Annotated in this window: 12 protein-coding genes and 1 pseudogene; 5 read left to right on the forward strand and 8 right to left on the reverse strand. The window is 41.3% G+C overall.

The window, feature by feature from the left end; all coding sequences use genetic code 11:
• Positions 1 to 188: 188 nt before the first annotated feature.
• Positions 189 to 1,085 carry a hypothetical protein gene (locus F907_RS02855; protein WP_005206863.1) on the reverse strand — a complete coding sequence of 299 codons (897 nt, stop codon included), beginning with the start codon at positions 1,083 to 1,085 and terminating at the stop codon, positions 189 to 191.
• Positions 1,086 to 1,299: 214 nt separating this feature from the next.
• Between F907_RS02855 and F907_RS02850 the strand changes: the two genes are divergently transcribed.
• Positions 1,300 to 1,521, forward strand: coding sequence for a hypothetical protein (locus F907_RS02850; RefSeq protein WP_005206861.1), 222 nt, complete (start codon positions 1,300 to 1,302; stop codon positions 1,519 to 1,521).
• Here F907_RS02850 and F907_RS02845 read toward each other — a convergent pair.
• Both F907_RS02845 and F907_RS19500 read right to left on the reverse strand, forming a co-directional pair.
• Positions 1,514 to 2,713, reverse strand: a complete 1,200-nt coding sequence (locus F907_RS02845; RefSeq protein ID WP_004890115.1) for a tyrosine-type recombinase/integrase — start codon at positions 2,711 to 2,713, stop codon at positions 1,514 to 1,516. The genes F907_RS02850 and F907_RS02845 overlap by 8 nt on opposite strands.
• Before the next feature lie 220 nt (positions 2,714 to 2,933).
• Positions 2,934 to 3,002 (reverse strand): annotated as a pseudogene (locus F907_RS19500) (hypothetical protein); the annotation flags it as partial.
• A gap of 448 nt (positions 3,003 to 3,450) precedes the next feature.
• On the opposite strand from F907_RS19500, the gene F907_RS02840 reads away from it, so the two are divergent.
• The 3 genes from F907_RS02840 (at position 3,451) to F907_RS02830 (ending at position 6,097) form a co-directional block, all read left to right on the forward strand.
• Positions 3,451 to 4,464, forward strand: a complete 1,014-nt coding sequence (locus F907_RS02840; RefSeq protein WP_016653075.1) for a DUF1852 domain-containing protein — start codon at positions 3,451 to 3,453, stop codon at positions 4,462 to 4,464.
• Positions 4,465 to 4,491: 27 nt separating this feature from the next.
• Complete coding sequence (locus F907_RS02835; RefSeq protein ID WP_032862381.1) at positions 4,492 to 5,514, forward strand: methionine synthase; 1,023 nt, start codon at positions 4,492 to 4,494, stop codon at positions 5,512 to 5,514.
• A gap of 91 nt (positions 5,515 to 5,605) precedes the next feature.
• Complete coding sequence (locus tag F907_RS02830) at positions 5,606 to 6,097, forward strand: flavin reductase (RefSeq protein ID WP_016653077.1); 492 nt, start codon at positions 5,606 to 5,608, stop codon at positions 6,095 to 6,097.
• Between the two features lie 17 nt (positions 6,098 to 6,114).
• Here the strand turns inward: F907_RS02830 and F907_RS02825 are convergent, their stop codons facing one another.
• Complete coding sequence (locus tag F907_RS02825; RefSeq protein WP_016653078.1) at positions 6,115 to 7,524, reverse strand: methylenetetrahydrofolate reductase C-terminal domain-containing protein; 1,410 nt, start codon at positions 7,522 to 7,524, stop codon at positions 6,115 to 6,117.
• Between the two features lie 280 nt (positions 7,525 to 7,804).
• On the opposite strand from F907_RS02825, the gene F907_RS02820 reads away from it, so the two are divergent.
• Positions 7,805 to 8,185, forward strand: a complete 381-nt coding sequence (locus tag F907_RS02820; protein ID WP_005277219.1) for a carboxymuconolactone decarboxylase family protein — start codon at positions 7,805 to 7,807, stop codon at positions 8,183 to 8,185.
• A 72-nt stretch (positions 8,186 to 8,257) separates the two neighbouring features.
• Here F907_RS02820 and F907_RS02815 read toward each other — a convergent pair whose 3' ends face one another.
• From F907_RS02815 to F907_RS19315, 4 genes are all read right to left on the reverse strand, one after another.
• On the reverse strand, positions 8,258 to 9,145 hold the full coding sequence (locus F907_RS02815; protein ID WP_016653079.1) for a LysR family transcriptional regulator: 888 nt from the start codon (positions 9,143 to 9,145) through the stop codon (positions 8,258 to 8,260).
• Positions 9,146 to 9,166: 21 nt separating this feature from the next.
• The gene (locus tag F907_RS02810) at positions 9,167 to 9,892 is read right to left on the reverse strand and encodes a helix-turn-helix domain-containing protein (RefSeq protein ID WP_016653080.1); all 726 of its coding nucleotides are present in this window, start codon (positions 9,890 to 9,892) and stop codon (positions 9,167 to 9,169) included.
• A gap of 193 nt (positions 9,893 to 10,085) precedes the next feature.
• A complete protein-coding gene (locus tag F907_RS02805) occupies positions 10,086 to 10,475 on the reverse strand; it encodes an outer membrane protein assembly factor BamE (RefSeq protein ID WP_016653081.1) in 390 nt (129 codons plus the stop codon).
• Positions 10,476 to 10,538: 63 nt separating this feature from the next.
• Positions 10,539 to 14,372: YadA-like family protein (locus F907_RS19315; protein WP_016653082.1), on the reverse strand; the 3,834-nt coding region annotated here is incomplete at its 5' end.

Consider the following 14,372-nt stretch of genomic DNA (forward strand, 5'->3'; position numbering starts at 1 on the left):
ATTTTATTATTTCATAAATAGAAGCCGCAAAAAAAGCAGAAGATTCTACTTCTGCCCTAAAACTAAAAATATCTTTTCGACTCAGTTCACTAAAAATCACATTCCTACAAATGCACATACATAACAAAACGTATGGTGGATATACTGGACGAAACCATCCAAATCAATCACAGCTTTCCTAAAAAATATCAGCAATTACCTTTAAGCAGAATTTCTTGCAATATCTCAGGCTGAGTTCTCAACTCATGGATAATGGTCTCAGCGATGTAGCCACCACTATAAGGCATTTTATAGCCGAATTTCTCCATCTCTCTAGAAGGATATTTTGACTTGAGGATTTGATTGATGCTTTTCAGTTCCATCTGTAATTTTTCTATTTTTTTAGTTATTGATGCTGGCTTTCTTCGCACACTACTAGAATCAGCATAAGCTTGTTTAGCTGACTGCCATTCCTGCTCAAGCGACCAGAGCATTTTTTGCTTCTCTGCAAGCTCTTCCTTAAGCCACTGAATATCATAGACCTCAAAGGCTTTGAGTAAATCATTAAGAATAAAATTAACTGCTTGATTCAGGTTCTTCCATTTACCACGACGTGCCACTTGATCACGTAAAATCCGATATATAATTTCCCGTCTTGGATATAAATGCTTGTCGTAACGAACTTTGACTGCAATGATTGACTTTGCACTTTTGGCAAGTGTACGGTTCTGAATAAACTCCACTCCACCGAGCATTTGCACATAAGCAATTAAAATATCTGAATATTGCCTTTGGAAAATTTTGGTAGGTAAGTCATTCACCTTAACCCTTAATGCATTAAGCTGTGTTAAAAGCTCAGCGAGCTGAGATGGTTTGAAGGGAATATTCAAATCACTTCCCATCATTTCAGCAAAAGAAATTCTCTCCTCATTAACTGAAAAATCATTCTGCTGCATTCTTTTTATGATTTTTTCTTTTTGATCAATATATGATTGATTCTCCGTTGCTATTAACTCATCATCCAATTCACACTGATAGTAGTAACAAAAGTTTAACCATATATTTTGCTCAAGCTGCTCTAAGCTTGATATTTTTTTATCAATCATAATTTATTAAAATACAGATAATTGTATAGCATAATACTACTATATTTCTAGATATGCGTACTGCTCTATTTTAAACATTTTCTAAATTTTATAGTTATCCCATCAATGAACTGAACTAATAGTTTTAATATTATAGGTTGATTTCCAGCCAATATTTAAGGTTAAAAAATTAGTTCTTTTATCTAATTGCGATAATCACAAAAGGATCAAAGATATGGGCTACTTAACATCTAAAGAAATTCGCCACAAACTCAAAAATTGCTCTACATCGACTTTATGGCGTTACCAACAACCTAATCAAAAAATGTTCGAGCAACCAATGCCTCAACCTATTAAGAAATGCGCTGGCTCTACTAGCCTTTGGGATGAAGAAACGTTTAACGAATGGCTAATCAAATATTTCAATAATAACCAAATGAGTAATCTGTCTAGCTAGACAGATTACTTAATTTTTTCCACCATTTTTTATAAGCCTTCGACATCTCTTTTTGATAATCATAATAGTCATATGTCCCCTGTTCCCCAGGCATCACATGACCAACCATCAGTTCCGCAACATCCCTACTTGTAAACGCACTGAAATTTGTCCTTGCTGTACGCCGTAAATCATGCATAGACCAATGATCCATTTCAATTTTATAATTCTTCCTTGCAAATTGCATGAAGTTATAAGGGGTATCTGTTGGCCCACTACGCCCCATTGGCTCTTTGCCATTTTCATGTGGGAAAATGTATTCAGAATTACTCAAATCCATTGCAGACTGAAGCCACGGTTTGATCTCATCAATAATAGGTCGAACAATGTCCCCTTTACTTTCTCCTGTCTTATGATTTTCATACGGTACTGTCCATGTATTTTTACTAAAATCAAAATCTGATTTCCGTGCAAGCCTCAACTCACTATATCGATTACCATAAAACAAACATAACTTGAGAAATAAAACATTCCTTAATGATGTTCTAGACTCATCACAAATTTTAAAAATTAAAGACAACTCATCATCTTGTAATACTCGAACAGTTTTATTTTTCTTAATATTCAAGTCACGCTTTCCAGTGATATGTCTTATGGGATTTTGCTCAATTAATTTTCGATTAATCCCCCAATCCAAACACTGCTTTGTATTAGTAAGAATGCGATCAGTTATCGATGGCGACTGTTTAAATTGCTCTTCTAGTAAATCTAACCACATATGTAATGTGATTTGCTCAGCAGGTATGCTACCTAACTTTGGGAAAACATAAAGTTCAAATGATCTCAAATATTGATCTGCATTCTTTTTATTAGGAATACTATATTTCGCATGCCACTCGCGAAATAACGCTTCAAAAGTTATAGCCTCTGTGATCTTGTGAAGCTCTACTTTTTTATGAATACGTGGGTCATGTCCCTTTTCTAAAATTGCTTTCATTTTCTGCAATTCAATACGAGCCTCTTTAAGGCTCATATTTGGGTAGGTTCCCAAGTCTAAACGAGCTTGCTTATCGTTATATCGAAAACGCATCTGAAAAGTGAGTTTTCCTTTTTGCGATACACGAACGCTCAATCCATCTTGATCAGACTCTGTATGTATAGCTGAACGTTCACGATCTAGATTCTTCTTAAGCCACGTATCTGTTAAAGGCATTTTACTCCACCTGTGTACATATTTTTTTTCAAATAGAAAATTCTAGAAAGTGTGTACACACATATGTACACAAACATACTGACTAGACTTGAAATCTATTGAATGGGGTTGAAAGATATACAAGATAAAGAATATCAATATTTTTATATTTTTACAGTACTTACAATGCTTTTATTATCATATTTGAAATAGGTTGAATGGGCTTGAATAGATATCAAATATTTGGGTGGGAAATAATCGCAAAGGTGCGACGCTGGGCAACCTGTGCCGCTAATTCATCTTTAAACATGCTAAAAATCTACAATTTGTGCACCCATCTGTATCTGCAAACGATGGCAAGAACAGAGGGCATGCGAAAGAATTTAAAATTGGCGCAATTGTAGCAGATTTACAGAACATATTGATCGATTGTTGATATGTCTTAAGTTATCCACAAAAGAAGACTTTTTTGCGCAACAAGACCTGCTAACAAAATCAAAGCACGTGAAAAAATGCCCCGATTTGATCCAACTTGGCTAGGCAGTGGCGAGATTTTACAGGTCTATTTATAGCGACATCCCCTTGAGACAAGCTTTTGAGCCGCCTTCTTAATAGCTCACAATAATGCACAATCTCAAACATGAATTTCATTCACTTTTGACTTAGATTAAATCATTTTTATTCAGCTAACGATTACGGTATAAATCACTCTATACAGAAATTCAGATTTATCTCAGAAATTAGGGTGGCAGATTAAAATGAGTAAAGCATTTAATTTTACGATCAAGAGTATTCGTTTTGATGAGAACTATCAGCCTTCAAACAATACCCGTATCACAACCAACTTTGCCAATTTGGCTCGTGGTCAAAGCCGCCAAGAAAATCTGCGTAATACCCTAAAAATGATCGACAATCGTTTCAACAGCTTGGCGCATTGGGATAATCCAGCCGCTGACCGCTATGCGGTCGAGCTTGAGATTATTTCTGTAGAAATGAATATTGATGCTGGCAGCACGAGCAACGCACTGCCTTTAATTGAAATTTTAAAAACCAGTATTGTTGATCACAAAACCAATGAACGTATTGAAGGCATTGTAGGCAACAACTTCTCTTCTTATGTGCGTGACTATGATTTTAGTGTGTTATTGCTTGATCATAATAAAAATCAGTCGGGATTCAGCACACCAGAGAATTTTGGCGACTTGCATGGCAATCTATTCAAGAGTTTTGTCAATTCAGAGACCTATAAGCAACACTTTAAAAAACAGCCAGTAATCTGTCTCAGTGTTTCGAGCAGTAAGGTCTATCAGCGTACTGCCAATCAACATCCAGTGTTGGGTGTGGAATATGAGCAAGATGAATATTCATTAACGGATGAGTATTTCCAGAAAATGGGCTTAAAGGTACGTTATTTCATGCCGCCAAACAGTGTTGCGCCGTTGGCTTTCTATTTCTCTGGTGATTTGCTTAGCGATTACAGCAATCTGGAATTGATCAGCACCATCAGCACCATGGAAAGCTTCCAGAAGATCTATCGCCCTGAAATTTATAATGCCAATTCAGCAGCTGGAAAATCGTATCAACCGAGTTTGAAGCATCAAGATTATTCACTGACTCGCATTGTATATGACCGAGAAGAGCGTAGTCGTTTGGCAATTGAGCAAGGAAAGTTTGTTGAAGAACAATTCATCAAGCCTTACCAAGCGATTCTGGAACAGTGGTCTGACCGCTACTCTGAAAAAAGCGACTCGCAAACAAGTTACGCGCACTAATTTATTGAAAATATAAGGTTATTGATGATGAAAAGATTATTACCAACGTCGACTGCGGGCAGCTTACCAAAACCGTCTTGGCTGGCAGAACCTGAAAAGCTTTGGTCACCATGGAAATTGCAAGAGCAAGGCTTGATTGAAGGCAAACAGGATGCATTACGTTTGTCTTTGCACGAGCAGCAAGTGGCAGGCATTGATATTGTCAGCGATGGCGAGCAAACTCGTCAGCATTTTGTGACGACGTTTATTGAACACCTTACCGGTGTCGATTTTGAGAAGCGCGAAACCGTACGCATTCGTAATCGTTATGATGCCAGTGTACCAACTGTTGTGGGTGCAGTATCACGTCAAAAACCTGTGTTTGTTGAAGATGCCAAGTTTTTACGTCAGCAAACCAATCAACCGATTAAATGGGCGTTGCCAGGCCCGATGACCATGATTGATACGCTGTATGATGCGCATTATAAAAGTCGTGAAAAACTGGCATGGGAATTTGCCAAAATCCTGAATGAAGAAGCCAAAGAATTAGAAGCAGCGGGTGTGGATATCATTCAGTTCGATGAACCTGCCTTTAATGTGTTCTTTGATGAAGTGAATGACTGGGGTGTTGCAACCTTGGAACGTGCACTGGAAGGACTGAAGTGTGAAACTGCGGTGCATATTTGCTATGGTTACGGCATCAAAGCCAATACGGACTGGAAAAAAACCCTCGGTTCAGAATGGCGTCAATATGAAGAAGCTTTTCCAAAGCTACAGCAGTCAAAAATTGATATCATCTCACTCGAATGCCACAACTCACGTGTGCCAATGGATTTGATTGAGCTGATTCGTGGCAAAAAAGTGATGGTGGGTGCGATTGACGTAGCAAGTAACACCGTTGAAACGCCAGAAGAAGTGGCAAATACACTACGTAAAGCACTTCAATTTGTGGATGCGGATAAACTCTATCCATCAACCAACTGTGGTATGGCGCCTTTAGCGCGTGATGTTGCACGTGGCAAACTGAATGCATTAAGTGCAGGTGCAGACATTGTTCGTCGAGAACTCTAAGTCCTGTACGCACTGATCGTATATGGAGTAAAGGGTGACACTTGCTCGCCCTTCTTCTCCCAATGTTCGGGTTTAATTGAGGAATAAAGTGATGGTTGAAGCAACAGACTTTAGAGATGCAATGTCTTTATTGACCAGTGCGGTCAGTGTGATTACCACGACAGGCATGTCTGGTCGTTATGGCTTTACTGCATCTGCTGTATGTAGCGTCACTGATACCCCTCCGACCTTATTGGTCTGCATGAATAAAGCATCAAGTTCGCATGTGCATTTTGTCGACAATAAAATCCTCAGCGTGAATGTGTTAAGCGCCCAGCATCAGCATATTTCTAAAGCGTTCTCATCGAAACTGAGTCCAGAAGAACGCTTTAAACATGGCGTGTGGTCAGAGCTAGAAACTGGTGCACCTGTTTTGGACGATGCTTTGGTGAATTTCGATTGCGAAATTGAGCAGATTCAGGAAGTGGGAACGCATACGATTTTTATTTGTCGTATCGTCGCGATTCAGCAAGGTGAACATGAGCATAGTCTGGTTTATTTTAATCGTGCCTATCATCATGTCGGGCAGACGGAAACCGCTTAAATCTCCTCCCCCCTATTTTATGGCTCTATTGATTTAAACCAATTCTTCCAAGAGCTCGTTGCCCGTGTCTCGATTGACACGGCTGGAATCAATTCTGTTTTCAGCAGCTCCGTTTGACCAACCACCTTTGCCAGTCTGGCTTTGACAGAGTGAATACATTCTCGATCGCCAAACTCACAGCGATCTAAAGTCGTTCCACCACATGGTCCATTGGCCAAGCCTTTCGGGCAGGTTTCTGGACAAATATATAATGTTTCACTTAAACGGCATTGCCCACAGCTGTCACACCCAACTACGTGATGCTTACTGAAATGTTCAACCTTTAATAAAAGATGGCTGGCGTTGGGTCGATCCCAAAAAGCGGCTTTAAACACAAAACGGCCAACCTGCAAAGCCGCTTTAGAGCTAAAGAAAACACCATGCAGGAGTTGCATATTTTTATATTTGAAAATTTGAGTGCTGGTTACTTTCTTACGAAAAATATCAACCCTCGGTTGAAACACCCGATGGGTCGTCGTTTGCCACAGCTGATACCAAAGCTGCTCACACTCAGTCAGCGATAAGTGTTGATACTGCTGTAATGCCTGTTCAAGTTGGGCCTGTTCTTGCGGTTTATGGCATGAGGATAAATGTACGCCTTTATAACCAAGATGCTTACAGATCAAGATTTGCAAGGCACAACGTGCATATACATTTTTTTCAGCCTGAGCTGAATCGCCCCGATCTTCTTGCTCCAGTACCTTTAAGATATGCTCAGAAATCACAATACCGGCCACCTGATGGCGCTGCATGAATTGTGCTCGACGCAAAGTCAGTGGCATCACACAGGCAATCAAGGGAAAGTCAGGATAATCAAGTGCTAATATGGCTTGAGCGTGCTTGGTCTGCTCAAGGTCAAAACCCAATTGGGTAATTAAAAAATCCGCTCCGGCCCTAATCTTTTTATGTAGTTTGAAATACTGCGCATCACGCTCTGCTTCGGTATATTTAAATGGATTAAACGCAACACCAATATGAAACGTCTTGCGTTTTTTCGCTGCAATGACTGCATTCACCGATTCTAAATAGCGCGTCCGATCCGTTGCCAGCCGCTGACCAGAGGAATGCTTTTTAAGCTTATCGCCTGTGAGCAATAAAAGGTTTTTCTGCCCTGCTTGCTCAGCCTGATCCAAGAATGTTTCAAACTCGGTAATGTCTCTGCCCTTGCCTGAAAAATGTAATACTTTTTCAATTGTTTCAGGATAATGCTGTGCAAATTCAATCGGTTCAGGGTCTTCATCAGTTTGCACCCGATCAGCCAAAGTCATCATTGCAGGAAAGCCCGCAATTGATTGTGGTACAGGCAGAATACTTGGGATAGAACATAAGTATTCGACTAAAATACAGAAGCGATCTTGACCTAAGTGCTGAGCGAATAGAGACAACATAAAAAGGAGATAAATAACAAGGAAGGAGGCGATCCCAAAGCACTAGTATAATTTATCTATTTAGAAAATAAAGTGTCCCTCAACAGGTCTCAAGCACCGACATATACACAGATTTCAAAGCCTGCTTAGGTCATTTTCAAACACTTCATTGTGAATGGGCCGATTTTACTGCGAACAACGCAGTCAGCATGTTCAACTTTAGCTTGTGCAATGATTGGGGTAGGATGAGTGTCGTCTGATCAAAAAGCGAACCTTTTCTCACTGCGATAAGAGTAAAAATATGTCACAACAAGATTATGAAAATGGCTTAAAAGTGCGTACCGAAGTTATGGGCGAATCCTTTGTGAAACGTGCGCAGGACAACACTGTACCTTTCACTCAACCTTTACAAGACTGGATTAATGAGCATGCTTGGGGTTCAACTTGGCAACGTGAAGGTGTGCTGCCCCGTAAATACCGCTCTCTGGTGACGATTGCATTTTTAACTGCATTGAAAAGCCCAACCGAGCTTAAAGGCCATATTCGTGGTGCATTGAATAATGGTGCAACTGTCGAAGAAATCCAGGAAGTCTTACTACACAGCTTGCCGTATTGTGGGGCACCAGCAACCCAAGAAGCCTTTAGAGCAGCGCTTGAAGTCATCAATGAGCTTCAAGAATAGACCAAGTCTGAGCACTTATCCCTTTATGTACAAAGCCTGTGATCTAGATTTGGGCTTTGTACAGCAGCTTCATCATTGAAAATAATGATTCTTCACAATTTCGATAAATGCATTGGCTTCATCCATACCAATCTGTTGAGACTTGATCACTCCGACTTGCAATGAAAGAGAGAAATCATTCAGCTCAACAATCTCCAGATCTTCATGCTGTAACACAAAGCTATCGAAGAAAGACTTCGGATAAAACCCCAGACCCTCACCCATCAAAATGCTTTGCAATTGAAGCTCAATACCAAAAATCTCTTTATTGATATAAAACCTAAGTTTTCGATCATATAAGAGTTGAGCCAAACTTTCTCTAAAACAGCAACCATCGGGATGAAGTATCCAGCCTCGTTTGCTACACATTTCCAAATTATGGTATTTACTGGCTTCGCCTTTTCTGGCAACAATCACAAAAGGAAGTGTACCCAGCTCAAAAAATGAAATATCGGTGGTCAAACCAAGATTCGATGGAATCATCAACGCAGCCAGATCTATTTCCCCTTCATAGACTTGCTGTACCAGACTACATCCCCATCCACTATAAATATCTATCTCATAATATGAGCTTAGCTTCTTAGATTCATAAACCACATGATCCAGAATGTCATCTATGAATGTTTGAGCAATACCAATCCGAATCTTTTTTTTAACTTCACTACTTCCTTCACTACTAAAGTTTTGAAGTGACTCTAACTGCTTTAAAATAAAACAGCTTTTTAAATAAACCTTTTTCCCTAAACTTGTGAGCTGTAATGGTCTGGTCTTTCGGTTAAACAATACGCCTTTAACAAGCTCTTCGATATGACTAATACGCTTGGTCACAGTTGACTGATTAACACCAAGCTTTTGAGATGCAATCGTGATTGACTGATGATCAACGACATATATAAAAGTTTTTAAGTCCCTAATATCCAAAACTTTATACCTCAAATTAAATTATTTTAAATATTTCCTAAACTGACAGGGTGAACATCCTGTCCATCCTCTAAATGCACGTGTAAAAGCACTATGCTCTGTATAGCCCAATGTGTATGCAATGTCGCACAAACTCACATTTTCATTTTTCAATAAAAATAATGCCTTTTCATGCCGTATTTGCTTGACCAGTAATTTAAATTCTTCGCCTTCACTTTTTATTTTTTTAGATAATACTCTTGGTGTTAGTCTCATTTTTTTTGCGACTTTAATGAGGTATGGCTCACCTTCTGACAAGGTGTGACCAATTTGCAGGTTCACTTTTTCAATAAAGTCGACGGCTCCCTCAATCTTGCGTGGGCATGATGCAAAAAAGGCTTGCATGCAAAGCTCATCAAACTTTTTAGAAACCGTAACCGAATCAAATAGGTCACTCGAAAATAAGGCATATTTATAAAAATCGTCTATGCTGGGTTCGAAAATGCAATGCACATTTTCGATATTAAATTGATTGGTTAAGCATCTGATCTCATTGGAGAAATCACGTGCCACTAAATCTCGACCTAATATCTCACATCGATATATCAAAATAATTCTAAAATGATCTAAAGATAAGTTGTTAATCAGGGAAAAGAACTTATCAACTTCTAATAGAAAAAAAATAACGGCGTGTTTTAAATCTTTATTCCCGACCTCAATAAGGTACAGCTTTGTGTTTTTCCCATGCTGTGAGAAAGTATGAAACATATAATCCATCTCATATTTCAATTCACTAAAGCTTATCAAACCTTAGTCTTCATTTTTTAACACATTAAACCCTTTAAACAACCATTTTAGGAAAATTAAACAAACAGATCATTGTAGACCTGTTTGCTTAATGAATAAGCAAATTTAAAAAGCATGTATTACGGATTAAAAATGAAAAAACTTTCACTTTAAACTAAGTCATGTCCTCCTGACATTCATCTCCTTTCCAAGATAATCGCTCTACTTTATAGGTCTTATCAAAATCAATGCGTAACTGACAACGTTTATATTCGTGTGTCTTGGGAATACGGATATCCAAGACATAATTCCATGTTTTGACCAGCATCACGCCTTCATTAAAGTGCGGATTCCCCAAAATATGGCGAAGCTGGTCTTTATTCATGCCCACACTTAAACGTGCAACATCATTGACTTCATAGCGTTTCACCAATTTAAGATAACTCTTATCAACTTCTGGAAAAGTGACATCCTGTGTATATTCGATTTCTGCCTTGCCATTCGCTTGGCTTTGCAATACAACACTCAGCAGTGTCATGATGATTAAAACTTGCATCTTCTTCATCTTTATTCTCACTTTATTATGGTTTAAACCCAAGGGAGCCCAAAGGACTCCCCTAAATTCAAATCAATCAAATACACCGCTTAGACCAATACGGAAACTCGGATCACCCTGCGAAGCAGCAGCCACCCCCGTTGTTAGCGACCAGCGTCCATTATCTGCGGTCTTGCGAAGGGTTACCCCAACAGCATTTTCACCACCGTGATAAGCCGCCCCCACGGCATAAGTATATTTGCCAGAGATATACGGTGCCGTTTCAAGCGCCATCGCTGCGGCAACCCCTGCATTGGCAAGCTTTTTAACATCATCAATCCGTTGATTGGTGTCATAAAATGCCTGCTGCATTTGATCGCCTAGATTAGTAATCCGATCACCGAGGGCCTGATCGGCATTGTTGAGGGCATTGAGTGCATCACCTACATTGTCATGTTTTCCACCTGCAACCTCGTAGTTTGGCGGTGTCCATCCATTCACAGGATCATAGCCTGCACCACCACCCAAAGCCTTGCCCACATTTTCATAGGACTTGTGCAATTGACTACCATTAATTGCATCTTTTGAATCTGGCGCAATTGTACCTTCAGAAACACCTGTGACCTTCCGACTTCCAGCATCAATACCAGCTTTGGTCATGCTTGGACCTTCGGCGATACGCACACCATCTGCGGCAATCGTGGTGCCAGTTGCCCCACCAACATTGACCTGATTAGCAGCTGTTACACTATCAACCTTAATATCTTTGGCTAAGCCGACTTCATAGTCCTTGCTACCATCTGCCTTGGTCGTTGGCGTGACTGAGATATTGCCATCCTTATTGCTCACCGTCGATCTGGCTGCTGCAGCCGCACCTCGGACTGAGTTGATCGCATCATTAATGTTGTTTTGACCTGTGCCACCAACATTACTGGTCGTGATTGATCCATCTGGATTCACCGTGGCATTACCACCGACAACGTTTTTGATGCTGTCGGCAACACCATGTAATTGACCACCATTGATGGCATCTTGTGATCCCGCGGCTACCGTACCATCTGCTACACCTGTGACTTTGTTATCACCCGCATTGATACCGGCTTTGGTTACACTTGGCCCACCTGCAATCGTCAGGCCATCATCATTCACCACAGTATTGCCCGCAGTTACGCTATCCACCTTAATATCTTTGGATAAGCCAACTTGGAAGTCTGTTCCACCTTCACTATTCGGACGACTGGTTACTGTGACGTTTTCATCGCCATCCGCTTTGCTGACTGTGGTTTTAGCCTCTTTCGCTGCTTTGCCCACAGCACCAATTGCATCGTTGATGTTGTCTTTACCTGTTCCACCAATATCACTGGTAATAATGGTTCCATCTGGATTGACTGTGGTATTGCCACCAATCGCGCCAGCAACACTATCCGATACGCCTTTTAACTGACTGCCATTGATTGCATCTTGTGAATCAGCTGCGATACGCCCTGGAGCAACACCTGTAATCACCGTATTGCCTGCATTAATACCACCCGCAGCAATTCGTGGCCCTACACTATTGCCCATTGGATCAACAAAACCTAGTCCGTCCTGACCAAGAACAGTGGTATTTCCTGCTTGATCTTTTAGACTTATTCCTTTACCTGTCAGGATGGTTTCATTACCTTCTGCATCTGTTGAGGTAACACTGTCAAATTTCACATCTTTTGCAGTGGCAACTTCATAGTTGGTGCTGCCATCTGGATTGGTCGATTTGGTCACCACCATATTGTCACCCTCAGTGACTGTGGTTTTCGCAGTGACCGCATTTTTACGCACTGAGTCAATCGCGTCGTGAATGTTGCTTTCGCCTGTGTTCCCCACATTGCTTGTGGTTACGGTGCCATCTGGATTTAAGACCGTATTTCCGCCGATTGAGTTGCGGACACTATCTGCGACGCCATGTAACTGACTACCATTAATCGCTTCAGTTGAACCTGCTGCAATAGTGCCATCAGCAACACCACTGATCTTGCCTGTTGCACCATCAATAATGACATCACCTACCGTAACGTTGTTAAAGTCCACATCATTCGCAGTCGCGACGTTATAGATGTCTTGCCCATCTGCACCCGTGGTTTTAGAAACGGTAATGTTCTTGCCTTGGGTGACTTCAGTTTTGGCTGCCGCTGCAGCACCGTCTAACTGACCTTTGTTCACCGCATCGCCTGGTGCTGTGCCATCTGCGACATTGCTAATTGAATTGCCTGCGGCATTGATGCCTGATTTGGTGATACTTGGCCCATTGGTGATGGTCACGCCATTATCATTGATGACAGTATCACCTGCAGTCACGCTATCCACTTTCAGATCTTTATTCAGTCCATACTGAATGGTATTGCCATTCTTGGTGACGGTGAGGTTTTCTTCACCATTAACTGTGCCAATATCAACTGTATCACCTGCTTTGATCGCACCTGCATTGGCACCATTGCTTTGTAGATTCCAGCCTTTGTCTAATTCTGACAGCGCATCACCAACGTTGCTTACCGTCGTTCCGTTAATGTCATAGCTTGGGGCTGTCACCGTACCATCTGGATTGACCACCGAACCACCACCCAAGGCATCCGATACACTCTTCGCTGTTCCTGCCAACTGACTGCCGTTAATCGCATCGGTCGAAGTGGCATTGACATCACCTGCTGCAACACCGCTGATCTTGCCTGTTGTCCCATCAATCGTGACATCACCCACCTTGACGTTGTTAAACTCAACATTATCCGCAGTCGCAACGTTATAAATGTCTTGTCCATCTGCACCCGTGGTTTTAGAAACGGTGATATTTTTGCCTTGGGTCACTTCGGTTTTGGCTGCGGCGGCGGCATCGTCTAACTGACCTTTGTTCACCGCATCGGTATCATTAACACCTGCACCAACATTGCTAATTGGGTTTCCTGCGGCATTGATGCCTGATTTGGTGATACTTGGCCCATTGGTGATGGTCACGCCATTATCATTGATGACAGTATCACCTGCAGTCACGCTATCGACTTTGAGATCTTTATTCAGTCCATACTGAATGGTATTGCCATTCTTGGTGACGGTGAGGTTTTCTTCACCATTGACTGTGCCAATATCAACCGTATCACCTGCTTTGATGGCACCCGCATTGGCACCATTGCTTTGTAAATTCCAGCCTTTGTCTAATTCTGACATGGCATCGCCAACCTTACTTACATTATTGCCATTTACGGTATAGCTTGGGGCACTGACTGTGCCATCTGGATTAACCGTTGATCCACCACCTAAGGCATCCAATACGCTCTTGGCGGTTCCTGCCAACTGACTGCCATTAATCGCATCGGTCGAAGTGGCATTGACATCACCTGCTGCAACACCGCTGATCTTGCCTGTTGTCCCATCAATCGTGACATCGCCCACCTTCACATTGTTAAACTCAACATTATCCGCAGTCGCGACGTTATAAATGTCTTGCCCATCTGCGCCTGTGGTTTTGGTTACGGTGATATTTTTACCTTCGGTCACTTCAGTTTTGGCTGCCGCTGCAGCACCGTCCAACTGACCTTTGTTCACGGCATCGGTATCATTAACACCTGCACCAACATTGCTAATTGGGTTTCCTGCGGCATTGATGCCTGATTTGGTGATACTTGGGCCATTGGTGATGGTCACACCATTATCATTGATGACAGTATCACCTGCAGTCACGCTATCGACTTTGATATCTTTATTCAGTCCATATTGAATGGTGTTGCCATTCTTGGTGACGGTGAGGTTTTCTTCGCCTGTCACCGTACCGATATCAACTGTATCACCTGCTTTGATCGCACCTGCATTGGCACCGTTGCTTTGTAGATTCCAGCCTTTGTCTAATTCTGACAGCGCATCACCAACGTTGCTTACCGTCGTTCCGTTAATGTCATAGCTTGG

Origin of the sequence: Acinetobacter colistiniresistens (assembly GCF_000413935.1) — a bacterium.
GTDB classification, from domain to species: Bacteria; Pseudomonadota; Gammaproteobacteria; order Pseudomonadales; family Moraxellaceae; genus Acinetobacter; species Acinetobacter colistiniresistens.